This is a genomic window from Pseudomonas sp. BN414, from assembly GCF_029871275.1.
Lineage (GTDB): Bacteria > Pseudomonadota > Gammaproteobacteria > Pseudomonadales > Pseudomonadaceae > Metapseudomonas > Metapseudomonas resinovorans_C.
Genome location: NZ_SSOL01000079.1, coordinates 289,596 through 315,599, shown reverse-complemented (window position 1 = coordinate 315,599; position 26,004 = coordinate 289,596). Strand labels below are relative to the sequence as shown.

26 protein-coding genes are annotated in these 26,004 nt (G+C 63.8%); 14 read left to right on the top strand and 12 right to left on the bottom strand.

Features of this window, described 5'->3' with window-relative positions:
- Positions 1-5 precede the first annotated feature (5 nt).
- The 8 genes from lptC to E8E95_RS29250 all read left to right on the top strand — a co-directional run bounded on the left by lptC (position 6) and on the right by E8E95_RS29250 (position 5,500).
- Positions 6-575 carry an LPS export ABC transporter periplasmic protein LptC gene (gene lptC, locus E8E95_RS29285; RefSeq protein ID WP_280355856.1) on the top strand — a complete coding sequence of 190 codons (570 nt, stop codon included), beginning with the start codon at positions 6-8 and terminating at the stop codon, positions 573-575.
- Positions 562-1,098, top strand: coding sequence for a lipopolysaccharide transport periplasmic protein LptA (gene lptA, locus E8E95_RS29280; RefSeq protein WP_077525014.1), 537 nt, complete (start codon positions 562-564; stop codon positions 1,096-1,098). Before lptC ends, lptA begins: the two co-directional genes overlap by 14 nt.
- Positions 1,098-1,823 carry an LPS export ABC transporter ATP-binding protein gene (gene lptB / locus E8E95_RS29275; protein WP_077525015.1) on the top strand — a complete coding sequence of 242 codons (726 nt, stop codon included), beginning with the start codon at positions 1,098-1,100 and terminating at the stop codon, positions 1,821-1,823. The genes lptA and lptB overlap by 1 nt, the downstream gene beginning before the upstream one ends.
- A 149-nt stretch (positions 1,824-1,972) precedes the next feature.
- The gene (locus E8E95_RS29270; RefSeq protein WP_280355852.1) at positions 1,973-3,469 is read left to right on the top strand and encodes an RNA polymerase factor sigma-54; all 1,497 of its coding nucleotides are present in this window, start codon (positions 1,973-1,975) and stop codon (positions 3,467-3,469) included.
- An 84-nt stretch (positions 3,470-3,553) separates the two neighbouring features.
- Positions 3,554-3,862, top strand: coding sequence for a ribosome-associated translation inhibitor RaiA (raiA, locus tag E8E95_RS29265; protein ID WP_028628496.1), 309 nt, complete (start codon positions 3,554-3,556; stop codon positions 3,860-3,862).
- A 16-nt stretch (positions 3,863-3,878) separates the two neighbouring features.
- Complete coding sequence (gene ptsN, locus E8E95_RS29260; RefSeq protein WP_077525017.1) at positions 3,879-4,343, top strand: PTS IIA-like nitrogen regulatory protein PtsN; 465 nt, start codon at positions 3,879-3,881, stop codon at positions 4,341-4,343.
- A gap of 9 nt (positions 4,344-4,352) precedes the next feature.
- On the top strand, positions 4,353-5,210 hold the full coding sequence (gene rapZ, locus E8E95_RS29255; protein WP_280355851.1) for an RNase adapter RapZ: 858 nt from the start codon (positions 4,353-4,355) through the stop codon (positions 5,208-5,210).
- Between the two features lie 17 nt (positions 5,211-5,227).
- Positions 5,228-5,500, top strand: a complete 273-nt coding sequence (locus E8E95_RS29250; RefSeq protein ID WP_179061791.1) for an HPr family phosphocarrier protein — start codon at positions 5,228-5,230, stop codon at positions 5,498-5,500.
- Between the two features lie 66 nt (positions 5,501-5,566).
- Here the strand turns inward: E8E95_RS29250 and pmbA are convergent, their stop codons facing one another.
- Positions 5,567-6,913: a metalloprotease PmbA gene (gene pmbA / locus E8E95_RS29245; RefSeq protein WP_280355850.1), complete on the bottom strand. Its 1,347-nt coding sequence runs from the start codon at positions 6,911-6,913 to the stop codon at positions 5,567-5,569.
- 144 nt (positions 6,914-7,057) lie between these two features.
- On the opposite strand from pmbA, the gene yjgA reads away from it, so the two are divergent.
- Positions 7,058-7,579, top strand: coding sequence for a ribosome biogenesis factor YjgA (gene yjgA / locus E8E95_RS29240; RefSeq protein WP_280355848.1), 522 nt, complete (start codon positions 7,058-7,060; stop codon positions 7,577-7,579).
- Between the two features lie 18 nt (positions 7,580-7,597).
- Here yjgA and tldD read toward each other — a convergent pair whose 3' ends face one another.
- Genes tldD through mreB form a run of 8 tightly spaced genes read right to left on the bottom strand, consistent with a single transcriptional unit; the run spans position 7,598 to position 18,500 of the window.
- Complete coding sequence (gene tldD / locus E8E95_RS29235) at positions 7,598-9,040, bottom strand: metalloprotease TldD (protein WP_179061793.1); 1,443 nt, start codon at positions 9,038-9,040, stop codon at positions 7,598-7,600.
- On the bottom strand, positions 9,037-9,891 hold the full coding sequence (locus E8E95_RS29230) for a carbon-nitrogen hydrolase family protein (protein WP_280355846.1): 855 nt from the start codon (positions 9,889-9,891) through the stop codon (positions 9,037-9,039). Before E8E95_RS29230 ends, tldD begins: the two co-directional genes overlap by 4 nt.
- 56 nt (positions 9,892-9,947) lie before the next feature.
- Complete coding sequence (locus tag E8E95_RS29225; protein ID WP_280355845.1) at positions 9,948-13,766, bottom strand: YhdP family protein; 3,819 nt, start codon at positions 13,764-13,766, stop codon at positions 9,948-9,950.
- Positions 13,767-13,774: 8 nt separating this feature from the next.
- A complete protein-coding gene (gene rng, locus E8E95_RS29220) occupies positions 13,775-15,232 on the bottom strand; it encodes a ribonuclease G (RefSeq protein ID WP_280355843.1) in 1,458 nt (485 codons plus the stop codon).
- Between the two features lie 9 nt (positions 15,233-15,241).
- The gene (locus E8E95_RS29215; RefSeq protein WP_280355842.1) at positions 15,242-15,832 is read right to left on the bottom strand and encodes a Maf family protein; all 591 of its coding nucleotides are present in this window, start codon (positions 15,830-15,832) and stop codon (positions 15,242-15,244) included.
- A gap of 51 nt (positions 15,833-15,883) precedes the next feature.
- Positions 15,884-16,372: a rod shape-determining protein MreD gene (gene mreD, locus E8E95_RS29210; protein ID WP_077525027.1), complete on the bottom strand. Its 489-nt coding sequence runs from the start codon at positions 16,370-16,372 to the stop codon at positions 15,884-15,886.
- Positions 16,372-17,430, bottom strand: a complete 1,059-nt coding sequence (gene mreC, locus E8E95_RS29205; RefSeq protein WP_280356192.1) for a rod shape-determining protein MreC — start codon at positions 17,428-17,430, stop codon at positions 16,372-16,374. Before mreC ends, mreD begins: the two co-directional genes overlap by 1 nt.
- A 32-nt stretch (positions 17,431-17,462) precedes the next feature.
- Positions 17,463-18,500 (bottom strand): rod shape-determining protein MreB, encoded by a 1,038-nt coding sequence (mreB, locus tag E8E95_RS29200; RefSeq protein ID WP_069082281.1) that lies wholly within the window; start codon positions 18,498-18,500, stop codon positions 17,463-17,465.
- 218 nt (positions 18,501-18,718) lie between these two features.
- Between mreB and gatC the strand changes: the two genes are divergently transcribed.
- From gatC to E8E95_RS29175, 5 genes are read left to right on the top strand one after another with little or no spacing between them, the layout of a single operon-like run.
- Positions 18,719-19,006: an Asp-tRNA(Asn)/Glu-tRNA(Gln) amidotransferase subunit GatC gene (gene gatC / locus E8E95_RS29195; RefSeq protein ID WP_077525030.1), complete on the top strand. Its 288-nt coding sequence runs from the start codon at positions 18,719-18,721 to the stop codon at positions 19,004-19,006.
- Positions 19,007-19,020: 14 nt separating this feature from the next.
- Positions 19,021-20,472: an Asp-tRNA(Asn)/Glu-tRNA(Gln) amidotransferase subunit GatA gene (gene gatA, locus E8E95_RS29190; RefSeq protein ID WP_280355838.1), complete on the top strand. Its 1,452-nt coding sequence runs from the start codon at positions 19,021-19,023 to the stop codon at positions 20,470-20,472.
- 11 nt (positions 20,473-20,483) lie between these two features.
- Positions 20,484-21,929 (top strand): Asp-tRNA(Asn)/Glu-tRNA(Gln) amidotransferase subunit GatB, encoded by a 1,446-nt coding sequence (gene gatB, locus E8E95_RS29185; protein WP_280355836.1) that lies wholly within the window; start codon positions 20,484-20,486, stop codon positions 21,927-21,929.
- 56 nt (positions 21,930-21,985) lie between these two features.
- Complete coding sequence (locus tag E8E95_RS29180; protein ID WP_280355834.1) at positions 21,986-22,375, top strand: septal ring lytic transglycosylase RlpA family protein; 390 nt, start codon at positions 21,986-21,988, stop codon at positions 22,373-22,375.
- Positions 22,376-22,388: 13 nt separating this feature from the next.
- The gene (locus E8E95_RS29175; protein WP_280355833.1) at positions 22,389-22,766 is read left to right on the top strand and encodes a carboxymuconolactone decarboxylase family protein; all 378 of its coding nucleotides are present in this window, start codon (positions 22,389-22,391) and stop codon (positions 22,764-22,766) included.
- Between the two features lie 109 nt (positions 22,767-22,875).
- Here E8E95_RS29175 and E8E95_RS29170 read toward each other — a convergent pair whose 3' ends face one another.
- The 3 genes from E8E95_RS29170 to E8E95_RS29160 all read right to left on the bottom strand — a co-directional run bounded on the left by E8E95_RS29170 (position 22,876) and on the right by E8E95_RS29160 (position 25,834).
- Positions 22,876-23,817 (bottom strand): AEC family transporter, encoded by a 942-nt coding sequence (locus E8E95_RS29170; protein ID WP_280355832.1) that lies wholly within the window; start codon positions 23,815-23,817, stop codon positions 22,876-22,878.
- 175 nt (positions 23,818-23,992) lie between these two features.
- Positions 23,993-24,553, bottom strand: coding sequence for a response regulator transcription factor (locus E8E95_RS29165; protein WP_077525035.1), 561 nt, complete (start codon positions 24,551-24,553; stop codon positions 23,993-23,995).
- Between the two features lie 24 nt (positions 24,554-24,577).
- On the bottom strand, positions 24,578-25,834 hold the full coding sequence (locus E8E95_RS29160; protein ID WP_179061803.1) for an ATP-binding protein: 1,257 nt from the start codon (positions 25,832-25,834) through the stop codon (positions 24,578-24,580).
- Positions 25,835-26,004 lie beyond the last annotated feature (170 nt).

Genomic DNA, 26,004 nt, shown 5'->3' with positions numbered 1-26,004 from the left:
TACCGATGCCAAAGAACATCCGCCTTGCGCTGTTCCTGCTCCCGATCGCTGCGCTACTCATCGCCTTGGGCTACTGGAATATCCGCCCCGAAAGCTTCATGGACCGGACAAGCGCTCCAGGCAATGACAACGCCATCGATTTCTACGTGGAAAACGGCAAGAGCACCCAGTTCCAGGAAGACGGCAAGCTCCACTACGAAATGACTGCCACCCGCCTCGAACATATGAAGGCCACTGATGTCACACTGCTGACCAATCCGGACCTGCTTCTGCACCGCGGCACCGCCTATCCCTGGCATGTGCAGAGCGAGCGTGGCGAAGTCGGCCCTGAAGGCAAGCAGGTCGAATTGATCGACAAGGTCCGAGTGGCGCGCACCGACGGCAAAGGGCGCCCGACTATCCTGACCACCAGCCGCCTGACCGTGTTCCCTGACGAGGAATATGCGCAGACCCAGCAAGCCGTTAGAATCGACGCGGCCAATGGGGTGACCACGGCACAAGGAATGAAAGCGTACTTGAATGACAGCAGGATGATCCTGCAGTCCAATGTAAGAGGCCAGCATGAGGTTCGTTAAAACCCTCCCCCTGTTGCTCAGCCTGGGCACCGCACTCGGAAGTGCTGCCGCCTGGGCCCTGCCCACGGACCGCGATCAACCGATCCGCGTCCAGGCCGACAGCGCCGAGCTCGATGACAAGCAAGGCGTCGCGGTCTACCGCGGCAACGTCGTGATCACCCAGGGCACCCTGAAGATCACCGGCGACACCGTCACCATCACCCAGGACGCGAATGGCGATGTCGAGGTCTTCACCTCTGTCGGCAAGCCCGCGTACTACGAACAGAAGCCCGCAGTGGACAAGGAAATCGTCAAGGCCTACGGCCTGACCATCCAATACTTCGCTGCCAACGAGCGCATCATCCTGCTCGATCAGGCCAAGGTGATCCAGGAAGGCAATACCTTCGAAGGCGAGAAGATCGTCTATGACACCCAGCGCCAGATCGTCAACGCAGGGCGCGCTACTGGCACCAATGTCAGCACACCGCGTCCGCGGATCGACATGGTCATCCAGCCGAAGAAGAAAGAGCAGAAAGCACAGTAATGGCGACTCTCAAAGCCCAGCATCTGGCCAAGAGCTACAAGAGCCGCCAGGTGGTACGCGATGTCAGCCTGTCGATCGACAGCGGACAGATCGTTGGCCTTCTCGGCCCCAACGGCGCCGGCAAGACCACCTGCTTCTACATGATCGTCGGCCTCGTCCAGGCCGACCAGGGTCGCGTCCTGATCGACCAGCAGGATGTCACCCACCAGCCCATGCACGGCCGCGCCCGTGCGGGTATCGGCTATCTGCCGCAGGAAGCCTCGATCTTCCGCAAGCTCAGCGTCGCGGACAACATCATGGCGATCCTCGAGACCCGCAAGGACCTGGATCGCGCCGCACGCCGCAAGGAGCTGGAAAGCCTGCTGCAGGAGTTCCACATCAGCCACATCCGCGACAGCCTCGGCATGAGCCTGTCGGGCGGTGAGCGCCGTCGTGTGGAAATCGCCCGTGCGCTGGCCACCTCCCCCAAATTCATCCTGCTGGACGAACCCTTCGCCGGCGTGGATCCCATTTCCGTGGGCGACATCAAGCAGATCATCCATCACCTCAAGGCCAAGGGAATCGGTGTACTTATCACCGACCACAACGTGCGTGAGACCCTGGACATCTGCGAGACCGCCTACATTGTCAGTGACGGACAACTGATCGCAGAAGGTAGCGCGGAAGCCATCCTGGCCAACCAGTTGGTGAAGGAAGTCTATCTGGGCCACGAGTTCCGCCTGTAGCGTCCCGCGACATCGCCTACAAGATGGCTTGCGCGAGCTAGGAAAATCCTTCAAGGTCAGGCATATAATTTGCTTCCTGGTGGCGCTTAAGGCGCCCTGTAGTGGATGGCGCGTTAGCGCCGGCGAATCAAGGTGCAAAGCCCTCTGCCATGAAACCATCGCTAGTCCTCAAGATGGGCCAGCAGCTGACGATGACCCCGCAGCTGCAACAGGCCATCCGCCTACTCCAACTCTCCACCCTGGACCTCCAGCAGGAGATCCAGGAAGCGTTGGAATCCAATCCGATGCTCGAGCGGCAGGAGGATGGCGACGATTTCGACACCTCCGACCCAATGGCCGAAGGTGACCAACAGCCCAATACGGGCAGCCAGGAATCCAGCTTCCAGGAGTCCAGCGTCGAAACCAATGCCGAAGCCATGGAAGATGGCGAATGGCATGAGCGCATTCCGAGCGAACTGCCGGTCGACACAGCCTGGGAAGACGTCTACCAGACCAGCGCCAGCAGCCTGCCAAGCAACGATGACGACGAGTGGGATTTCACCTCGCGCACCTCGGTCGGCGAAAGCCTGCAAAGCCACCTGCTCTGGCAGCTGAACCTGGCTCCCATGTCGGACACCGACCGCCTGATCGCGGTCACCCTGATCGACTGCATCAATAACGACGGCTACCTCGAAGAGTCGCTGGCGGAGATCGTCGAAGCCTTCGACCCTGAGCTCGGCATCGAGCTGGACGAAGTCGAAGTCGTCCTCCATCGCATCCAGCAGTTCGAGCCCGCCGGCATCGGCGCCCGCGACCTGCGCGAATGCCTGATCCTGCAACTCCGCCAACTGCCACCGGGCACCCCGTGGCTGACCGAGGCCCAGCGCCTGGCCGGTGACTTCCTCGATCTGCTCGGCAGCCGTGACTACAGCCAGCTGATGCGGCGCATGAAGGTCAAGGAAGATGAGCTGCGTCAGATCATCGAACTGATCCAGGCCCTGAATCCGCGTCCCGGCTCGCAGATCGAGGCCAGCGAGCCTGAGTACGTGGTGCCCGACGTGATCGTCCGCAAGCACAACGAACGCTGGCTGGTCGAACTGAACCAGGAAGCCGTGCCACGCCTGCGGGTCAATCCGCACTACGCCGGTTTCGTTCGTCGTGCCGACTCCAGCGCCGACAACACCTTCATGCGCAATCAGCTTCAGGAAGCGCGCTGGTTCATCAAGAGCCTGCAGAGCCGCAACGAGACCCTGATGAAGGTCGCCACCCAGATCGTCGAGCACCAGCGCGGCTTCCTGGAGTATGGCGACGAGGCGATGAAGCCCCTGGTTCTGCACGACATCGCCGAAGCCGTGGGTATGCACGAGTCCACCATTTCGCGCGTGACCACTCAGAAATACATGCACACTCCCCGCGGAATCTACGAGCTGAAGTACTTCTTCTCCAGCCACGTCAGCACCTCGGAAGGCGGCGAATGTTCGTCTACCGCGATCCGCGCGATCATCAAAAAACTGGTCGCTGCGGAAAATCCGAAAAAGCCGTTGAGCGACAGCAAGATCGCTGGTTTACTGGAGGCACAGGGCATTCAAGTGGCCCGTCGCACAGTAGCCAAGTATCGCGAATCCCTTGGGATAGCGCCTTCCAGCGAGCGGAAGCGACTGATGTGACGCGGAAATTGACCCACGCCAAAGTGTTCCGGTGGCAGGCCCGTTAGCCTGTCTCTTATACACGGGCAATAAGGAGAAAGCGGTATGCAAGTCAACATCAGTGGACATCAACTGGATGTGACCGACGCCCTGCGCGATTATGTCGGCGAGAAACTTGGCCGGCTCGAGCGCCACTTCGACAAGATCACCAATGTGCAAGTCATCATGGAGGTCGAGAAACTGAAGCAGAAGATCGAAGCCACCTTGCACATCGCTGGTGGGGAGGTCGTGGCCAATGCGGAACATGAAGACATGTACGCTGCCATCGACCTGCTTACCGACAAACTTGACCGCCAACTGATCAAACACAAGGAAAAGCAGTTGAATCGCCAGCAGGGCGCTACGGCCCGCTGACACTCTTCCCCTTCCTATGATTCGACTCGAGCAAATCCTGACCCCCGGCCGTTCCCTGGTGAACGTGCCGGGTGGCAGCAAAAAGCGTGTACTGGAACAGATTGCCAAGCTGGTTTCCCGTGATCTTCCCGACCTCGACAACCAGGATATCTTCGAAAGCCTGGTAGCTCGGGAGAAGCTTGGCTCCACCGGTTTCGGCAATGGCATCGCCATTCCCCACTGTCGCCTCACCGGCTGCATGGCGCCCATAAGCGCCGTGCTTCGCCTTGACGCTCCAGTCGATTTCGACGCCATCGATGGCGCTCCGGTTGACCTGCTGTTCGTCCTGCTGGTCCCGGAAGCTGCTACCGATGAGCACCTTGAACTGCTCCGACAGATAGCCAGCATGCTCGACCGCAGCGATGTACGCGAGCGACTGCGCCAGGCTCCCGACAGCGCCAGCCTCTACCAGGTAGTGGTGGACGTGCAGAGCGGACGCTAGGGCTTCACCATGCGCCTGATCATCGTCAGCGGCCGCTCCGGGTCGGGCAAGAGCACCGCCCTCGATGTTCTCGAGGACCACGGTTACTACTGCATCGACAACCTCCCCGCCGGCCTGCTTCCCGAGCTGGCCGAACGGGCGCTGTTGCACACCGAACTGCTGCAACCCCAGGTCGCCGTCTCCATCGACGCGCGCAACCTGCCCAGCCATTTGCAACGCTTCCCCGAGCTACTCGCCGAGGCGCGCCATCGTCACATCAAATGCGATGTGCTCTACCTCGACGCCGAGCACGACACCCTGCTCAAGCGCTTTTCCGAAACGCGCCGGCGCCATCCGCTGACCAATGACAATCGCTCCCTGGCTGAAGCCATTCGGGACGAGGAAGTGCTGCTGGCGCCCATTGCCGATCTCGCTGACCTGAAGATCGACACCACGCATCTCAACCTCTATCAGCTGCGTGACAGCATCAAGCTACGCCTGCTCAATCAACCCGAGCCTGGTACGGCCTTCCTGATCGAATCTTTCGGCTTCAAGCGCGGCATGCCTGTGGATGCTGACCTGGTGTTCGACGTGCGCTGCCTGCCCAACCCCTACTGGAAGCCTGAATTGCGCGACCATTCTGGGCTTGATTCGGTGGTGGCCGAATACCTTGCCGGCCAGCCGGATGTGGAGGAGATGTATCAGGATATCCACAGCTACCTGAGCAAATGGCTACCACGCTTCGCTGCCAGCAACCGGGCTTATGTCACTATCGCCATCGGCTGCACCGGCGGGCATCACCGCTCGGTGTACATTGCTGATCGCCTGGGCGCGGCATTGAAACCCAGTTTGAAGAATGTCCAGGTTCGCCACCGCGACCTCAGTTAGAAGGATTGGAAAACGCGATGCCTGCCTGCGAGATCACGATCATCAACAAGCTCGGCCTGCACGCCCGGGCGGCGGCGAAGTTCGTCGGCGTGGCCGGTCGCTATCCCTGCCAGATCCGCGTCGGCCGCACCCCCGAAAGCCTGGTCGATGGCAAGAGCATCATGGCGGTGATGATGCTGGCTGCGGGCAAGGGCACGCCCATTCACCTGCACACCGAAGGCGATCAGGATGACGACGCCCTCAACGCCTTGATCGAGCTGATCAACAACAAGTTCGACGAAGGTGAATGACCGTCATCTGCCCCAATGAAAAACGCGCCCATCAGGGCGCGTTTTTCATTCTGGAGAAAGCCAGTCTCAGCTACCGGCCACCGTCATTTTCTCGATGAGCACCGAGCCGGTGCGGATATTGCCACGCAGCTCCAGGTCGCTGCCCACCGCCAGGATCCGGCGGAACATATCCTTGAGATTGCCGGCAATGGTCACTTCCTGCACCGGGAACTGGATTTCGCCGTTCTCCACCCAGTAGCCAGCGGCGCCACGGGAGTAGTCGCCGGTCACCATGTTCAGCCCCTGCCCCATCAGCTCGGTCACCAGCAGGCCGCGGCCCATGCGACGCAGCAGGGCTGCGAGGTCTTCCTGGCCATGGCTGACGAAGAGGTTGTGCACACCACCGGCGTTGGCGGTGCTCGGCAGGCCCAGCTTGCGGCCGGAATAGGTGCCGAGGATGTAAGACACCAGCTCACCTTTCTCGACAAAAGGTTTGGCATAGGTCGCCAGGCCGTCGTTGTCGAAGGCGGCGCTGGCCATTGCGCGCGGAATATGCGGACGCTCGTCGATGGACAGCCACTCCGGGAACAACCGTTGGCCCAGGGCACCCTCGAGGAACGAGGATTTGCGGTACAGGTTGCCGCCGGAAATGGCGCCGAGGAAGCTGCTGAACAAACCGGTTGCGAGCTCGGCGGCGAACAGCACCGGCACCTCGCAGGTGGGCACCGGGCGGGCGCCAAGACGAGCAGCGGTGCGTTCGGCAGCGCGACGGCCAATGCTGGCCGGATCGGCAAGCTGGCTGCCAATTCGGCTGACGTCATACCAGTAGTCGCGCTGCATCTGCCCCTGTTGCTCGGCAATCATCACGCAACTCAGGCTGTGCCGCGTGCTCGCATAACCACCGACGAAACCATGGCTGTTGCCGTAAACGCGGCAACCCTGGTGGGTATTGAGGGTGGTGCCGTCCGCCTTGCTGACGCGCTTGTCAGTCTCGAATGCCGCCGTCTCGCAGATCAGCGCCTGCTCCACCGCCTGCTCGGGGGTAATCGACCATGGATGGTAGAGATCCAGTTCCGGCAGGTCGCGGGCCATCAGCGCCGCGTCGGCCAGACCGGCGCATTCGTCCTCGGAAGCATGCTTGGCGATGGCGAGCGCAGCGGCGACGGTTTCTCGAATCGCGTCCTCGCCACTGGCCGAGGTGCTGGCCGAGCCCTTGCGCTGGCCGACATACAGGGTGATGCCGAACCCCTGATCACGGTTGAACTCGACTGTTTCCACCTCGCCATGGCGAACCGTGGTGGAGAGTCCCTGCTCTACTGAAACAGCCACCTCACAGGCGCTGGCGCCCTGGCGCCGGGCCTCGGCGAGGATGCGCTCGACCCGCGCCTGCAGTTCCGGCAATGCTTCCGGGCCGACCACTTCTACTTCACTCATAGCCACTCCAGTTCAAATAGTGTTCGACGCGGCAGGCGCAACCCAGCGCCTCGCCGCATTTACCGCACTCCGGCGGCGCCAGCCGGGCCGGACAACGCGGCCCCGACTGGTTATCATGGCGGCGTTTCCCATTGGACCACCCCCATGTCTGAATTCTTCGACGACGACTTCTCTGGCGAGAAGAGTAAATCCCAGGTCAAACGCGAGCTGCATGCCCTGCAGGAACTCGGCGAACGCCTGACCACCTTCAAGGCCGACGTGCTGGCCAAGCTGCCGCTGACCGACGCCCTGCAAAAAGCCCTGGCGGAAGCGCCGAAGCACAAGGCGAACGTCGCCCGCAAACGGCACATCCAGTACATCGGCAAGCTCATGCGCGAGCAGGACGTCGAGGCCATCGTCGCCCTCATCGACCAGCTCGACAGCTCCACCCGCGAGTACAACGAACGCTTCCACGCGCTGGAGCGCTGGCGCGATCGCCTGATCGAAGGTGGCGATACCGCCCTGGAAAGCTTCGTCGCCGACTACCCGGAAACCGACCGCCAGCACCTGCGCGGCCTCATCCGTCATGCCCAGCACGAAGCAGCCCACAACAAACCGCCGGCCGCCGCGCGCAAGGTGTTCAAGTACATCCGCGACCTGGACGAAGCCAAGCGCGGCTTGCGCTGATCCTACCGGGGGCCGTCATCAGGCCCCCGTCCCACCGACCGTGATCGCATCGATCTTCAGGGTCGGCTGACCCACGCCAACGGGCACTGATTGCCCGTCCTTGCCGCAAGTACCCACACCGCTGTCCAGCGCCAGGTCATTGCCGACCATGGACACCCGGCTCATCGCCTCCGGACCGTTGCCGATCAGGGTGGCGCCCTTCACCGGCGCGGTGATCTTGCCGTTCTCGATCAGGTAGGCCTCGCTGGTGGAGAAGACGAACTTGCCGCTGGTGATATCCACCTGACCGCCGCCCAGGTTCGCGCAATAGATGCCGCGTTCCACCGACGCAATGATTTCCTGCGGATCACTCTTGCCGGCCAGCATGTAGGTGTTGGTCATGCGCGGCATCGGCAGGTGCGCATAGGACTCACGGCGGCCGTTGCCAGTGCGCGCCACCTTCATCAGGCGGGCGTTGAGCTTGTCCTGCATGTAGCCCTTGAGCACGCCATTTTCGATCAGCGTCGTGCATTGGGTCGGCGTACCTTCGTCGTCAACGCTGAGGGAGCCACGGCGATAGGCCAGGGTACCGTCATCGACGATGGTGCAGAGGCTGGAAGCGACCTTCTCGCCGATGCGACCGCTGTAGGCTGAGCTGCCTTTGCGGTTGAAGTCGCCTTCAAGGCCGTGACCCACGGCTTCGTGCAGCAGTACGCCGGACCAGCCCGCCCCCATCACCACCGGCAGGGTGCCAGCCGGTGCCGGAATGGCTTCCAGGTTGACCAGCGCCTGGCGCAGTGCCTCACGGGCGTAGCCCATGGCACGGTCTTCCTGAAGGAAGTAGCGGTAGTCGGTACGCCCGCCGCCGCCGTGGCCGCCGCGCTCGCGACGACCATTCTGCTCGACGATGACGCTGACGTTGAAACGCACCAATGGGCGCACATCCGCGCCCAGGCTGCCGTCGCTGGCGGCGATCAGAATGCGTTCCCAGACACCAGCCATGCTCACGGTGACCTGCTTGATGCGCGGGTCCAGCGCGCGGGTCGCGGCGTCCACCTGCTTCAGCAATTCCACTTTCTCGGCACGGCTGATCACGTCCAGCGGGCTGCTGGAATCGTAGAGCCGGGTGATCTGCGGGCTGGCGAAGGCCTGGACTCGACCCTCCTGGCCAGCACGGGAGATCGAACGTGCGGCACGCGCCGCCTGGCGCAGCGCTTCGCCGGTGATGGCATTGCTGTAGGCGAAGCCGGTCTTCTCGCCGGACTGGGCACGCACGCCCACGCCTTGATCAAGGTGGAAGCTGCCTTCCTTGACGATGCCGTCCTCCAGCACCCAGGACTCGGAGATCTGTCCCTGGAAGTAGAGATCAGCGGCATCGATACCAGGACCGGCCAACTCACCGAGGATCTCCGGCAACTGCTCGATGCTGAGGTCACCGGGCGCCAGCAGATGCTCGCTGACGGATAACAAGAGGTCGCTCATAACTTCTCCGTACGCGCCGGCCCGGGAGTGGCCGGCGTAATGAATCTTCTGTGGGTGCTAACCGGCATGCGCTGGCGAACCGCCGCCTGTTCGTCGGCATCGCGCTCCGCAATCAGCACGGCTTCGCCACTGGGCTTCTCGGCCAGTACACGGCCCCACGGGTCGACGATGGCGGAATGGCCGAAGGTTTCCCGTGGGCCGGGATGCACACCACCCTGCCCGGCTGCCAGCAGGTAGCACTGGGTTTCGATGGCACGGGCGCGGACCAGCACCTGCCAGTGGGCAGCGCCGGTCACGGCGGTAAAGGCCGCGGGTGCGCTGATCAGCTCGGCACCGGCCTCGCGGAGGGCGCCATAAAGCTCGGGGAAACGCAGGTCATAGCAGACGGTCAGGCCAAGGCGCCCCACCGGCGTATCGGCCACCACCACCTGAGCGCCATGGGCATAGTCATCGGACTCACGATAGCGGCCACGGTTGTCGGCCACATCCACATCGAACAGATGGATCTTGTCGTAACGCGCGACCCGCTCGCCCTGCTCGTCGATCAGCAGGGAACAGGCGTTCGCCTTGTCCGCTGGCCGTCCGTCGGGCGGCAAGGGCAAAGTACCCGCTACTATCCACAGTTTGAGATCACGTGCTGCCTGGCGCAGCCAGGGCAGGATCGGACCCTGCCCTTCTGCTTCGGCGCGGCCCAGGTCGGCCAGGTCGCGACGACCGATGGCCGCGAAGTTCTCTGGCAGCACGGCCAGGCGGGCGCCACCTTCAGCGGCCTGCTCCAGCAGGCGCCGGGCGCTGGTGAGGTTGGCCAGGACATCGTCCTGACTGACCATCTGAATCACGGCAAGTGACATCGGAATCTCCGCACAAGGCATGGGATGCATGCTAACCCAAGCCACGAAAGCTCGCTTTAACGAGACTTTTCAAATGGCTTTTCAAAGGTGATCTTGGGGCTCTTCCAGGAACCTTCAACCTTGTATTGCACGCTGGCGAAGCGCGCCACCTTATCGCCCAGCAACTTGTCCACGACGAAAAGCGCGCCGCCAATGGCCGGTGCACCGACAATCAGCGCCGCCAGTGGCAGGTTGTTGGTCACCGGGAGGGTCACCAGCAGTTTGGCGTCGATGCGATCGGCGGCCAGATCCAGGGTGCCATCCAGTTCCAGGCCGCTGGACGGGCCTTCGAGCGTGATCGGTTTGCGCGTCACAAAGCGCCCTTCGCTCCCCACCAACAAACCTTTCACCCGGTCATAGGCCAGGCCTTTTCCCAGCAGGTCGGAGAAGTCCAGACGCAAGCGGCGGCCGATGGAGTTGAAGTTGAGGAGGCCGAACACCCGCAATGCCTGGGCGCCCCCTTCTACTTCGACGAACTGGCCATTACGCAGGCTGGCATCCAGGGACCCGGAGAATCGTTTCAGGCTGACCCAGGCGGGAGATCCGGGCCAGCGGCCATCGGCGTCGAGGCGGAAGCGCTCGCTGGTGGCTGAAGGTGCGAAGTTCCAGGCCTTGAGCACATCAGCCAGGTTCTTGCCTTCGAGTCGCCCCTTGTACCAGGACGCACTGCCTTCAGCCGCTTCTTCCCAACCTGCCGTCCCCGAGACCTTCAGCCCCTTGAGGTCGAGGTCCAGTTCACTGAACGCCACGCCCTTGGCACTGGGACGAGCCTTGAACGACCAGGCACCCAGCGGAGAGTCGCCCAGCATCACTTGATCGATACGCACGTCCATTGCCGGGACCTTATGGGGGTCGATGCCCGCCAGGGGGTCGGGCTTGGCGTCGGCTTCCGCATCGTTTTCAGGGGGTTTGGGCAGCCGAATCTGCTTCATGCGGATGGCAATGGGCACATCCCTGGCGTCCGCCATCACCACTGTTCCCTGCATGAGCGCGCTGTCCAGCCCAAGATTCCAGCCCGTACTGGAGCGGTCGAGGTTGACCTTGAGATTCTCGAAGGTCGTGCCGAAGCCCTTGAACTGGCCGATCTCCAGATCGGCGCTGCGCAACATGCGGGCCTTCTCTGCGCCGTCCTTCGGTGTGTATTGCTTGGCCAGCGCCAGCCAGGGCGCTGTGTCCAGTTCCGCGACCCGGCCCCGGACCCGCAGGCCCTTGGTACCCGGCACCGTTGCGGCGCCACCGCCCAGCACCAGCTCGCCACGTCCGTCCTCCAGCTTGCCCAGCGGGGCCGCCAGGGCGAGGCTGGCGAGTCCTGCGTAGTCCAGCCAATAGCTCCGCTCGTCGCCTTCCAGGGTCATGCGCCAGCTGGCATCGCGGCTGTCATCGGCGGCCTTGCCAAAAGGAGCGGGCACGTCGATCGCCAGGCCCTTCAGGTTGGAATCGATGCGCAGCTGGCTGTTCGGGCCGTCCAGGCTCAGGTTCAGGCTGTAGGGCAAGGTGCCCGAAGCCGGCAACTGCTGCGTAACACCGAGCCATTTGGTGAGGTCGTTCAGGGCGATGCTGCCCGTGGCGAGGATTCGCGAGCGGGCCTTGCCGTTGCTGCCCTCGGCCTTGGCACTGGCGCGGACTTCGCGACCGAACGCATGGCCACGAATATCCTGGGCGCTGAGCCCCGTGTCGGTGTCGTAGCGGAAGGCGCCCTTGAGCTGGCTGAGGGACAATTCCGGGCGGGCGATCCTCAACTGCGCATCCCGTGTAGCGAGGTCCACCACCACATGGGGCGGATGTCCCTTCTCCAACGGGATGTCCAGCTTCAAATTGCCATCGAGGGTGCCCTGCCCCTGCCAGCCAGCGAAGATGTTCGCCGTTTCCATCGGGGCTTCCTGGAGGATTTTCAGTCCATCGGTGAAGCTGCTGTCGAGCTTGGCATCCAGTTGCAGGCGCGGCACTTGCCCGGGCTCGACATGGGGCACCTCGGCCTCGGCATCGCTCACCCGGGAATCGAGGATGCGCCCGGCCGGTACTTTGATGCGCACGCCGCTGTCCTCGATGAATACGTCGCCGCGAGCCTCGCGCAGCGCCGGCCAGCCGGGCTGATAGGCGAGTTCGGCATCGTGGACCTTGAAAAACAGGCTGATGGAACGGGCCGCGGGGCTCGCCTCACGGGCCAGGGAGCCCTGGTACTGGAAGAAGCCCTCGTCCACCGCGCCGCCCTTGATCGCCTGCTTGAGCCATTTGGCCAGGGCCGGGCTAAGCCCTGGGGACCGGGTGGGCAGATACTTCTCGGTATAGCGGGCATCACCATTGCGCAGCCCCACGCGCAAGTCCATGTAGTCTTCCGCCTCGGGCTCACGCATCAACCGGATCATCATGTCGCCGGCAATGCTGCCCTCCTCGCCTTCCAGCCTCATGTAAGGGCTGGCCAGGGTCACGGCGGTTTCGTCCAGGCTCCAGGTCAGCCGGGCATTGGCCTCCCGATAGCGCCAGGCCTTGGGGAACAGGTGATCGAGGTGCAGGGCGAAGTCACTCGAATCCAGGCGCAGTTCACCCTGGTAGAGATCACCCGCCACGCTGCCGCTGACATTCTCGACCGCCGGGGCACCGTGATAAGCGTCGATACCGACGGCGTCCAGGTTGCTGCTGAACTCCAGCCGTTTGGCACCTTCCTGTTGAGGACGGTAATGCAGGCTGAGGTTGCGCAGGGCACCGCGAGGCTTGAGGCCGGCGACAGCGGCTGCCGCCTGTTCGGGAAGCGGTGCGAGCGCCTCCACTACGGGCAGCAGCGGCCCTACGTCGAGACGATCGGCAACCAGCGACCATTCCGGCTGCTCGCCGGACTTGTGGTCGAGGCGCAGGTGAGCCTCGCCCCAACGCTCCTTGCCGATGTTCGCGGCAAGGGAATCGAGCAGGACCTGAAAACCTTCATCGTTGCGGGTGAAGAAGACATTCAACCCGAGGTTCGCGAGGGTGACCGCCTTGCGCTCGGCATAGGCGCCACGAATCTCCGGCGCATGCAGACGTATTGCCGCACGCTGCAGATCGCCCTTGGCCCACTCGCCCCAGATTTCGCCGCCGGCCTGCAGGCGCTGCAGATGCCAGTCGCGGGTGAGGCTGGCGGGCAGCCAGCGTGCCCAGTCGGTTTGCGGCAGGCTGAGATAGAGTTCGGCCTCGCTCTGCAACCAAGCGTCGGCATTGAGACGGGAACGCAGCCGCACGGCCAAGGGTTGCCCATCCGGCAGTGTCAGGTGGCCATCGAGGCGCTGGCGACTGCCGCTGGCCCTCAGGCTGAGGCTGACATCGGTAAGGCTTGCGGGCTTGTGCCCGTGCGGCTCCAGCGTGAGCCGGCTGTTCAGCACGGATACAAGACCGACCTGCTTCAGCAGGTCACGCAACTGCCGGGGTCCCGGCAGGGGCTTGTCGGAACTGGGAGTGAGCCCTTCGAGCTGCCACTTGCCGGCTTCATTCTGGCGCAAGCCAAGCTGCACCCCGTCCAGTTCCAGGCGGGCAATCCGTGGCTGCTGCGCCAGCAGGCTGCCCATCACGTCGGGCATCAGACGAATCTGATCCAGGCGCAGGGCATTGTCGCCCTCCCCCAGCACCACATCGTGAGCGACCAGCAACGGAGAAAGCCCATGCCAGCGGCCCTCCAGGGCACCAAGCGTCACCCGCTGCCCCAGCGCCGCCGACGCCTTGGCTTCCGCCTCGGCGCGGTACTCGGCCACCAGGGGCACGAGCTCCCGTCCGAGGCTGACGTAGAGCGCCGCCAGTACCAGGAAAAGCGCGCAAAGCCCCAGCGACCAGCGCAGCAGGCGCATCAACCAGCGGGCGAAGGCGTCCACTCAGCGCCTCAGAGCAGGACCACGTCGTACTGTTCCTGGGAATACATGGTTTCCACCTGGAACTTGATCGGACGCCCGATGAAGGCCTCCAGATCGGCGACGTTGCCCGATTCTTCGTCCAACAGGCGATCCACGACTTTCTGGTTCGCCAGCACCAGGTAGCCTTCCGCCTGATAGGCCCGGGCCTCCCGCAGGATTTCGCGGAAGATTTCGTAGCAGATGGTTTCCGCGGTCTTCAGCAGGCCCCGCCCCTGGCAACTGACGCAGGGTTCGCAGAGCACCTGGATCAGGCTCTCGCGGGTGCGCTTGCGGGTCATCTGCACCAGGCCGAGTTCGGTGATGCCGATGATGTTGGTCTTGGCGTGGTCGCGCTCCAGCTGTTTTTCCAGGGTCCGCAGGACCTGGCGCTGGTGTTCTTCATCTTCCATGTCGATGAAGTCGATGATGATGATGCCGCCCAGGTTGCGCAGGCGCAGCTGGCGGGCGATGGCGGTGGCGGCCTCGAGATTGGTCTTGAAGATGGTCTCTTCGAGGGTGCGGTGACCCACGAAGGCGCCAGTGTTCACATCGATGGTGGTCATCGCCTCTGTCGGGTCGATGATCAGGTAGCCGCCGGATTTCAGCAGGACCTTGCGCTCGAGGGCCTTCTGGATTTCATCCTCGACGCCGTAGAGGTCGAAGATCGGCCGCTCGCCGGGGTAGTGCTCCAGGCGGTCGGCGACTTCCGGCATCAGCTCATCGACGAACTGGGTGACCTTCTGGAAGGTTTCGCGGGAATCGATGCGGATCTTCTCGATGCGCGGATTGACCAGGTCGCGCAAGGTTCGCAGGGCCAGGCTCAGGTCCTCGTAGATGACCGAGGGCGACGAAGCGGTCTGCATCTGCGAGGAAATCTGCTCCCACAGGCGGCGAAGATAGCGGATGTCCGCAAGGATCTCGTCGGCGCGGGCACCATCGGCGGCGGTCCGCAGGATGAAGCCACCCGCTTCCTCGATGCCCTCGGCGGCGATGCAATCGGCCACGACCTGCTTGAGGCGCTCACGCTCGGCCTCGTCCTCGATCTTCAGGGAAATGCCCACATGGCTGGTGCGCGGCATGTACACCAGGTAACGCGAGGGAATCGACAGCTGTGTGGTCAGACGTGCGCCCTTGCTGCCGATCGGGTCCTTGGTGACCTGCACGATCAGGCTCTGGCCTTCGTGGACCAAGGCACTGATGCTTTCCACCGCGCTGCCTTCGCGGTTGCTGATTTCCGAGGCATGGATGAACGCCGCGCGGTCCAGGCCGATATCGACGAACGCCGCCTGCATGCCCGGCAGTACGCGCACCACCTTGCCCTTGTAGATGTTGCCGACGATGCCCCGACGCAGGGTGCGTTCGACATGCACCTCCTGCAGCACGCCGTTCTCCACCACCGCCACACGCGACTCCATTGGGGTGATGTTGATCAGAATCTCTTCGCTCATGCCGTTGACCTATCCCAGGTGCTGCCAACAAGGAATGCCGAAACCGGCGAGCAACTCCGCCGTTTCCAGCAGCGGCAATCCCACTACCGCTGAATAACTGCCTTCAACGCGACTGACGAATACCGCACCCAGCCCCTGAATAGCGTAGCTGCCGGCCTTGTCGGCGGGTTCGCCGCTGGCCCAATAGGTTTCCAGCTCGGCTCGCGCGATGGCGCGGAAGCGCACCCGGCTCGCAACGACGCGCGTTTCGCAGCGGTTCGCGTCGGCCAGGGCGATGGCGGTGAGCACTTCGTGCTCGCGGCCGGACAACAGTTCGAGGGTCGCCAGGGCGTCGTCGCGATCGGCCGGTTTGCCGAGGATGCGACCCTCCAGCACAACCGCGGTATCCGCACCCAGCACGCAGGCGTCGCCGGGTTCGGCCAGGCTGGCGAGGCCGGCCAGCGCTTTCTCGCGGGCCAGGCGCTCGACGTAGGCGGAAGCGACTTCGTCAGGCTGGGCGGTTTCGTCGATGGAGGCGATCAGGGTGATATGGGGAACGCCGATCTGTGCCAGCAGTTCACGCCGGCGCGGCGACCCCGAAGCCAGGTACAACGTGGCCATGCGGACTTCTCCCTGTCGAGGACAGAGGCTTGCGACATGGCCGCAAGCCGATCAGTTGACGTTGAGGCGGCGACTCGTGCCGCGCAAGGCGGCGTATACCCAAGGCCAGAGCAACGCGCTGACCAGTGCGGGCAGCAGGAAGACCAGGGTCGGGGGACGATTACCGGTGAGGGCATTGAGCCACAGCTGTACCAGCTGGGCCAGACCGAAGACAACGAGCAGCACGAGGCACTGCTGCCACATGGGGAACATACGCAGGCGCTGGTGCAGGGTCAGCACCAGGAATGTGATCAACGCGAGGATGAGGGCGTTCTGCCCGAGCAGCGTGCCATACAGCACGTCCTCCGCCAGGCCCAGCAACCAGGCCGTGGTCATGCCCACGCGATGCGGCAGGGCGAGCGTCCAGTAGGTGAGGAAAAGCGCCAGCCAGAGCGGACGGCCGATTTCCATGAAACTGGGGATAGGGCCGACGCTGAGCACCAGGGCCAGGATCAGGCTGATCCATATGACCCAGCCGTTGTTGGAGCGCTGGCCGACCATCAGTGACTCTCCTGGGTGTTCTGCGCGGCTGGCGGTTTGTTCGGCGCGGCGGGCACGGCAGCCGGAGCGACCTGAGTGGCAGGCGCTGCGGGAGTGTTGCCAGCAGCAGGTGCCTGGGCTGCGGGTGCGGCCGGTGCAGCTGGAGCGGTCGTGCCGTCGGGTGCCGGCTGGCCAGCCGCTTCGCGATCGGCGGCCTCCTGGGCCTTGGCCGCAGCGTTGGCGCGCTCTTCGGGGCTACGGGTATCGGTGAACACCAGCAGCATGTAGCGGCTGCGATTCAGTGCAGCGGTCGGGACGGCGCGAACGATGGCGAAAGGCTGGCCGGAGTCATGGATGACTTCCTTGACCGTCGCTACCGGGTAGCCGGCCGGGAAGCGCTGGCCGAGGCCGGAGCTCACCAGCAGGTCGCCTTCCTTGATGTCGGCGGTGTCCGCGACGTGACGCAGTTCGAGGCGCTCCGGGTTTCCGGTGCCGCTGGCGATGGCGCGCAGGCCGTTGCGATTCACCTGCACCGGGATGCTGTGGGTGATATCGGTCAACAGGAGTACGCGAGCGGTGTACGGCATCACTTCGACCACCTGGCCCATCAGGCCACGGGCATCGAGCACCGGCTGACCGAGGAACACGCCGTCCTTCTCGCCTTTGTCGATGAGGATGCGGTGGGTGAAGGGGTTGGGGTCGACGCCGATCAGCTCGCCGACCAGGACTTTCTCATCCACGAGGGCCGAGGAGTTGAGCAGCTCGCGCAGCCGCACGTTCTGCTCGGTGAGGGTCGCCAGCTTCTGCAGGCGACGCTGCATCAACAGGGCTTCGGCCTTGAGCTTCTCGTTCTCGGCAATCAGGGTGCTGCGACTGGTGAACTGGTCGCTGACGCCATCCCAGGCACGGACCGGCAAATCAGCCAGCCAATAGAAAGGCGTGAGTACAAGCCCCATCTGACCGCGCATGGGCTTGAGGGTGTCGAAACGGGCATCGACCACCATGAGTGCGGCCGAGAGCACGGCGAACACCAGAAGGCGTACGCCGAGCGAAGGTCCCTTGGTGAATAGCGGCTTGATGGCCCGCTCCTATGGCTATGCGCTCTCCAACCTTATTCGGTGGAGAGCAGGTCCATCGCGTGGCGGTCCATCATCTCCAGGGCACGGCCGCCACCACGGGCGACGCAGGTCAGCGGGTCTTCGGCGACGATCACCGGCAGGCCGGTTTCCTGGGCAAGCAGTTTGTCCAGATCACGCAGCAGCGCGCCACCACCGGTCAGCACGAGGCCGCGCTCGGCGATGTCGGAGGCGAGTTCCGGCGGGGATTGCTCCAGGGCGCTCTTCACCGCCTGGACGATGGTCGCCAGGGACTCCTGCAGGGCTTCCAGCACTTCGTTGGAGTTCAGGGTGAAGCTGCGCGGGACGCCTTCGGCCAGGTTGCGACCACGGACGTCGATCTCGCGGGTCTCACCACCTGGGAAGGCGGTGCCGATTTCCTGCTTGATGCGCTCGGCGGTGGATTCGCCGATCAGGCTGCCGTAGTTGCGGCGCACATAGGTGACGATGGATTCGTCGAAGCGGTCGCCACCGACACGTACGGATTCGGCGTAGACCACGCCGTTCAGGGAGATCAGGGCGATTTCGGTGGTACCGCCACCGATATCCACGACCATGGAGCCGCGGGCTTCTTCCACCGGCAGGCCGGCGCCGATGGCGGCGGCCATGGGCTCTTCGATCAGGAAGACTTCGCGGGCGCCGGCGCCCAGGGCGGATTCACGGATGGCGCGGCGTTCCACCTGGGTGGATTTGCACGGCACGCAGATCAGGACGCGCGGGCTCGGCTGCAGGAAGCTGTTCTCGTGAACCTTGTTGATGAAGTACTGCAGCATCTTTTCGCAGACGCTGAAGTCGGCGATCACGCCGTCCTTCATCGGGCGGATGGCGGAAATGTTGCCAGGAGTACGGCCCAGCATGCGCTTGGCGTCGGTACCTACAGCTACCACGCTCTTCTGGTTGCCATGGTTACGAATGGCGACCACGGAAGGCTCGTTGAGGACGATACCGCGCTCGCGCACGTAAATAAGGGTATTGGCAGTGCCCAGGTCGATCGACAGATCACTGGAAAACATGCCACGCAGTTTCTTGAACATGGGAGAGGGACCCTAGGCAACGCGTGGGTAAAAAAGTGCGGCAAACTCTAACAATGACAGGGATTTTGGGCAAGGCGCCGATATGTTAAATTGCCTGTTTTTCCGGGCCAGCAAGGCCCATCATCGCGGCCTTTGACCGCCCGTTCGCAGCACCGTTCCCCGCTCGATTCCCGCACGGTCGACTGCCCACGCAGGCCGCTTCTAGTTGGAGACCCCCGATGGCGCTTGAACGCTCCGACGTGGAAAAAATCGCCCATCTCGCCCGACTGGGCCTGAACGAGGCCGATATCCCGCGTACCACCGAGACCCTGAACAACATCCTCGGCCTGATTGACGCCATGCAAGCGGTGGATACCGACGGTATCGATCCCATGGCCCACCCCCTCGACGCCACCCAGCGCCTGCGCGCCGACAGCGTCACCGAGGAAAATCGTCGCGACGCCTACCAGGCCATCGCACCGGCCGTCGAGAACGGCCTGTACCTCGTGCCCAAAGTCATCGAATAAGGAAAGGGTTTCCCATGCATCAACTGACCCTCGCCGAGATCGCCCGCGGCCTCGCCGCCAAGGAATTCTCCGCCGAAGAGCTGACCCGCGGCCTGCTCGCGCGCATCCACCAGCTCGATCCGCAATTGAACAGCTTCATCAGCATCACCGACGAACCGGCCATCGAACAGGCCAAGGCAGCCGACGCACGGCGTGCCGCCGGTGAGCAAGGCGCCCTGCTCGGTGCCCCGATCGCCCACAAGGACCTGTTCTGCACCGAAGGCGTGCTGACCAGCTGCGCCTCGAAAATCCTCAGCGGCTTCAAGGCCCCCTACGACGCCACCGTGGTCGCGCGCCTCAAGGCCGCCGGCGCGGTCAGCCTCGGCAAGCTGAACATGGACGAGTTCGCCATGGGCTCCTCCAACGAATCCAGCCATTACGGCGCGGTGAAGAACCCCTGGGCGCTGGACCGCGTTCCTGGCGGTTCCTCGGGTGGCTCCGCCGCGGCCGTCGCCGCGCGCCTGGTGCCCGCCGCCACCGGCACCGACACCGGCGGCTCGATCCGCCAGCCGGCCGCCTTCACCAACCTCACCGGCATCAAGCCTACCTACGGCCGGGTTTCCCGCTGGGGCATGATCGCCTACGCCTCCAGCCTCGATCAGGGCGGCCCGTTGGCCCGCACCGCCGAGGACTGCGCGCTGATCCTCGGCGCCATTGCCGGCTTCGATCCCAAGGACTCCACCAGCGTCGACCAGCCGGTCGATGACTACCTGGCCGGCCTGAACCAGCCGCTGGCCGGCCTGCGCATCGGCCTGCCGAAGGAGTATTTCGGTGCCGGCCTCGACAGCCGCATCGCCGATGCCGTGATGGCCGTGGTCGAGGAGCTGAAGAAGCTCGGCGCCAGCGTCAAGGAAATCAGCCTGCCGAACATGCAGCACGCCATTCCGGCCTACTACGTGATCGCCCCGGCGGAAGCGTCCTCCAACCTGTCGCGCTTCGACGGCGTGCGCTTCGGCTATCGCTGCGAGAACCCGCAGAATCTGGAAGACCTCTACAAACGCTCCCGCGCCGAAGGCTTCGGCGCCGAAGTGAAGCGTCGCATCATGGTCGGCACCTACGCCCTGTCGGCCGGCTATTACGACGCCTACTACCTGAAGGCACAGAAGATTCGCCGCCTGATCAAGAACGACTTCGTCAGCGCCTTTGGTGAGGTCGACGTGATCCTCGGCCCGACCACGCCGAACCCGGCCTGGAAACTCGGCGAGAAGAGCAACGACCCGGTCGCCCAGTACCTGGAAGACATCTACACCATCACCGCCAACCTGGCGGGCGTGCCGGGGCTCTCCATGCCCGCCGGCTTCATCGATGGCCTGCCGGTCGGCGTGCAGCTGCTGGCGCCCTACTTCCAGGAAAGCCGCCTGCTCAACGTCGCCCACCAGTATCAGCAGGCGACCGATTGGCACAAACGCGCTCCGGCCGGATTCTGAGGACGACTCACATGCAATGGGAAACAGTGATCGGGCTGGAAATTCACGCCCAGCTCAGCACCCAATCGAAGATTTTCTCCGGCAGCGCCACCACTTTCGGCGCCGAGCCCAACACCCAGGCCAGCCTGGTTGACCTCGGCATGCCCGGCACCCTGCCGGTGCTGAACGCCGAAGCGGTTCGCATGGCCTGCAAGTTCGGCCTCGCCATCGACGCCGAAATCGCCGAGAAGAATGTCTTCGCCCGCAAGAACTACTTCTATCCGGACCTGCCCAAGGGCTACCAGACCAGCCAGATGGACCTGCCGATCGTCGGCAAGGGCCACCTGGACATTACTCTGGAAGACGGCACCGTCCGGCGCATCGGCATCACTCGCGCGCACCTGGAAGAAGACGCCGGCAAGAGCCTGCACGAAGACTTCCACGGCATGAGTGGCATCGACCTGAACCGCGCGGGCACCCCGCTGCTGGAAATCGTTTCCGAGCCGGACATCCGCAGCGCCAAGGAAGCGGTGGCCTATGTCAAGGCCATCCACGCCCTGGTCCGCTACCTCGGCATCTGCGACGGCAACATGGCCGAAGGCTCCCTGCGTTGCGACTGCAACGTCTCGGTTCGCCCGAAAGGCCAGGAAGCCTTCGGCACTCGCGCCGAGATCAAGAACGTCAACTCGTTCCGCTTCATCGAAAAGGCCATCAACCACGAGATCCAGCGTCAGATCGAGCTGATCGAGGATGGTGGCAAGGTGGTACAGGAAACTCGCCTGTACGACCCGAACAAGGACGAAACCCGCTCCATGCGCAGCAAGGAAGAAGCCAACGACTACCGTTACTTCCCCTGCCCCGACCTGCTGCCAGTGGTGATCGAGCAGAGCTTCCTCGACGAGGTGCGCGCCCAGTTGCCGGAGCTGCCGGTGCAGAAGCGCGAACGCTTCGAGAGCCAGTTCGGCCTATCCACCTACGACGCCACGGTGCTCGCTGCCAGCCGCGAATTGGCCGACTACTTCGAGGCCGTCCAATCGGTCTGCGGCGACGCCAAGCTGGCCGCCAACTGGGTGATGGGTGAGCTCTCCAGCCTGCTCAACAAGGACGGCCTGGAGATCGAGCAATCGCCGGTTTCCGCCGAGCACCTGGGCGGCATGATCCTGCGCATCAAGGACAACACCATCTCCGGCAAGATCGCCAAGATGGTCTTCGAAGCCATGGCCGCCGGCGAAGGTTCTGCCGACGAGATCATCGAGAAGAAGGGTCTGAAGCAGGTCACCGACAGCGGTGCCATCGATGCCATGCTCGACGAAGTGCTGGCCGCCAACGCCGCACAGGTCGAGCAGTATCGCACCAGCGACGAAGCCAAGCGCGGCAAGATGTTCGGCTTCTTCGTCGGTCAGGCGATGAAGGCGTCCAAGGGCAAGGCCAACCCCGGCCAAGTGAACGATTTGCTCAAGAAGAAGCTCGAAGGCTGAAACACCCTTTGAGGACGCCGGGCATGCCCGGCGTTTTCTTGTCCGAGGCATGCACGATGTTTCGATCCCTGTTCTGGGTTCCCACGTTCGCCCTTCTGCTCGCAGGTTGCAGCACCTCCCCCTTTGGGGGCGGTGACAGCACGTCCGGCCACGGCTATCACGCCGAAGGCAAGGCCTCCTATTACGGCTCCCGCCACCATGGTCGGCGCACGGCGAGTGGAGAACGCTTCGACCAGCATGCCCTCACGGCCGCCCACCGCACGCTGCCTTTCGGCACCCGAGTGAAAGTGACCAACCTGAACAACGACCGCACGGTGGTGGTTCGCATCAACGATCGCGGCCCGCATGTCCGTGGCCGGATCATCGACCTGTCGCGCGAAGCGGCCGAACGGCTGGGCATGCTGCGGGCCGGCGTGGCCCCCGTGCGCGTGGAATCCCTCGACTGACTGGAGAATCACAATGAGCGAAGAACGCAAACCCGGACTGCAAGTGCGCCGCGAAGTCATGGGCGACGCCTTCGTCGACCGCGCCCTGGGCAATGCCACCGAGTTCACCCAGCCGCTGCAGGACTTCGTCAATGAACACGCCTGGGGTGGTGTCTGGAACCGCGAAGGCCTGCCGCGCAAGACCCGCAGCCTGATCACCCTCGCCGCCCTCACCGCGCTGAAGTGCCCGCAGGAGCTGAAAGGGCACGTGCGGGGCGCGCTGAACAACGGCTGCACGTTGGAGGAAATCCGCGAAGCCCTGCTGCATTGCGCCGTCTACGCCGGTGTTCCTGCCGCCATCGATGCCTTCCGCGCCGCCCAGGAAGTCATCGACGACTACCAGAAGGCCTGACATTTTTTCGTAGGGTGGGTCGGGCGGCGTTCCGCTTCAGCCCACCTTGTCCTGCCTTCGCCCAAGTCCACCCTCGATAAACAGCGTGGGCTGAAGCCCACCCTACTGCTCAGATCCAGCCAGCCCACTGCAACAGGAACAGCCCGATATTGGTGGTCACCACGGCCGCCAGGGTGGTCATCACGATGATGGCCGCCGCCAGCTCATGGTTGGCGTTCACCGCACGAGCCATTACGAAACTCGCCGCCGCCGTCGGGCTGGCGAAGTAGAGGAAGAGGATCGCCAGGTCCGCCTCGCGGAACCCGCACAACCAGGCACCGAAGGTCGCCAGGATCGGCAGCCAGACCATTTTCATCAGGCTGGCGCTGACGGCGATCTTGCCGCTGGAGCGCAAGGACGCCAGCGAGAGGGTGCCACCAATGCAGATCAGCGCCAGTGGCAGGGTCATCTGCGCGAAGTATTCGCCCGAGGTCATCAGCCATTTCGGCAGCGGCAATTCCCAGTACGCCACCGGAATAGCCGCCAGTACGCCGATGATCAGCGGATTACTGATGATGCTTCTGGCGAGGCTCAGCGGGTCGCTCTTGGCATTCGGACTGTAGATCGCCAGCACGATCGACGAGAGGGTGTTGTAGCTGAGGATCACCACCGCGCCGAGAATACTGCCCACTGACAGGCCGTAGTCGCCATACATGCTGGTGGCCAGCGCCAGGCCGACAATGCCGTTGTTACCGCGGAAGGCGCCCTGGGTGTAGATGCCGCGATCCTCCACCGGACAGCGCAGGATGGCCCAGCCCCAACCAAGCAAAAAGCAGACGATCGTCGCTGCGACGAAGTAGGCGAGCAGCGCCGGCTGCAATGCCGTGCGCAGGTCCGCCTGGACGATCCCGAGGAACAGCAGGGTCGGCATCGTGCCCTTGAACACCAACGACGAGGCGGTGTTGATGAAGGAGTCGTCGATCCAGCGCAGGCGCTTGAGGCCAACGCCCAGGAACAGCATGGAGAACACCGGTGCGGTGATGCTGAGGGTCTGCTGGACGACGGCGAGCATGGGGCAACCTTGGCGGCGGAAATAGTTAGGCGGCTAAGGATACCAATAGCGGAAGGGAAATTACCTTGTGGGGGCGAATTCATTCGCCAAGGGACACGCAGTGTTCCCCATAGGACCTTCGGGCAGGCCTACGGCCTGCTTAGCGAATGAATTCGCCCCCACAAGGAACAGGCATTCAGCGGCGCACGGGGCGCTTCTGCAGTTTGCGCTGCAAGGTCCGGCGGTGCATGCCCAGGGCGCGGGCAGTGGCGGAGATGTTGCCGTCATGCTCGGCCAGCACACGCTGGATGTGCTCCCACTGCAGGCGGTCCACCGACATCGGGTTTTCCGGCACCAGGCTGTCCAGGTCGGCGTGCTCGGAGAGCAGCGCGGTCAGCACGTCGTCGGCGTCGGCCGGCTTGCACAGGTAGTTGGTGGCGCCGCGCTTGATGGCTTCCACGGCGGTGGCGATGCTCGAATAGCCGGTGAGGATCACCACGCGCATTTCCGGGTCCAGCTCCAGCAGCTTTGGCAGCAGCACCAGGCCGGAATCGCCGTCCATTTTCAGGTCCAGCACGGCGTAGTCGGGCAGGTCGTCCTTAGCCAGCAGCAGGCCTTCTTCGGCGGAGCCGGCAACCGAAACGCGCAGGCCGCGACGGGCCATCGCCCGGGCCATTACGCGGGTGAAGGTGGCGTCGTCGTCCACCAGCAGCAGATGGGGTTGTTCTTCGCCTTCGATCAGGGGTTCGTCAGTCATCTCGCTTCCTCTTCGTCAAGGCACTCAGGCGACGCCGTAGCTGCGCGGCAGACGCAACTCGGTCAGGGTGCCGCCTTCTTCATGGTTATAAAGTTTAACCGTACCGCCGGCTCGGGTAACGCTGGCCTGGCTCAGGAACAGGCCGAGGCCAAAGCCCTTGCCTTTGGTAGTGAAGAACGGCCGGCCAATCTGTTCGGCAATTGCCAGGGGGACGCCGGCACCGTGGTCACGGATGGTCAGGATCATCCACTGGTGATCCCAGTTCACGCGGATGTCGAGCTTTTCCGGGCAGGCATCAGCAGCATTATTGAGCAGATTCAGCAGCGCTTGACTCAGGTCCGCTGGCGGCTTCAGCCGGGGCGCCACACCGAGACCCATGCACTGGTAGCGATAGGTCGCTTCAGGGCGCATCAGGTGCCAGCGATTAAGGGTGACCTCCAACCACTCGATCACCGACTGCTCCACCACTGCCTGGCGACGATCCGCCTCGGCGGCGCGCACCAGGTGCTGCAGGGTGTCCTTGCAGAGCATCACCTGCTCCTGCAACAGGGCGAGGTCGTCCTGCAGGCCGGGCTTGTCGCCATACTCCTGGCGCAGCTCCTTGAGCAGCACGCTCATGGTCGCCAGCGGCGTGCCCAGCTCATGGGCGGCACCGGCAGCCTGGGTGGCCACGGCCAGCAGTTGCTGGTCGCGCATGCTTTCCTCGCGGCGTACCGCCTGCGACTGGTCCTGCCGGCGCAACTCTTCGGCCATTCGGGCCACGAAGAAGGTGATCAGCGCCGCGGCCAGGGCGAAGCTCAGCCACATGCCATAGATCAGCAGGGACTCCCGCTGGCCGGTGGGCATTTCCAGCGGATGGAACAGCACCAGCAGCAGCGTGTAGGCCGCCAGCGCCAGACCGGCGAGCGTGAGCGTGTAGAGCCAGGGCAGCGTCGCTGCGGCGATGGTCAGCGGTACCAGGTAATAGGAAACGAAGGGGTTGGTGGAGCCCCCGGAGAAATACAGCAGCACGCTGTGGATAACCAGGTCGAAGCCGAGCTGGACCGAGTATTCCAGCTCCGTCACCGGCCAGGGGCCGCGCAGGCGCAATGCCGTGCCGACGCAAAGCACCAGCGAGACGCCGAGGGTCAGACTCAGGGCGATCCACGGCAACTGCAGCAGTTGAGCCTTGTAGGCAAGGCCCACCGAACCGGCCTGGGCGGCCAGGACGAGGATGCGGATCAGGGTCAGCCGCAGGAGGTTCTGGCGGCTGGCAGACAGTAGTTGTACGGGTTCTAGCATGGACACTCCCAGGAATCGCCGGAGTATAACCAAGGCACGTGCCGCACCGCCTCTGTGCGGCAACTCGCCGCAGATCCGCGCTGGGGACGTTTAGGGAACTTCTGTGGGGGCGAATTCATTCGCTAAGGGACGCGGAGCGGCCCACACCATCCGGGCAGGCCTGCGGCCTG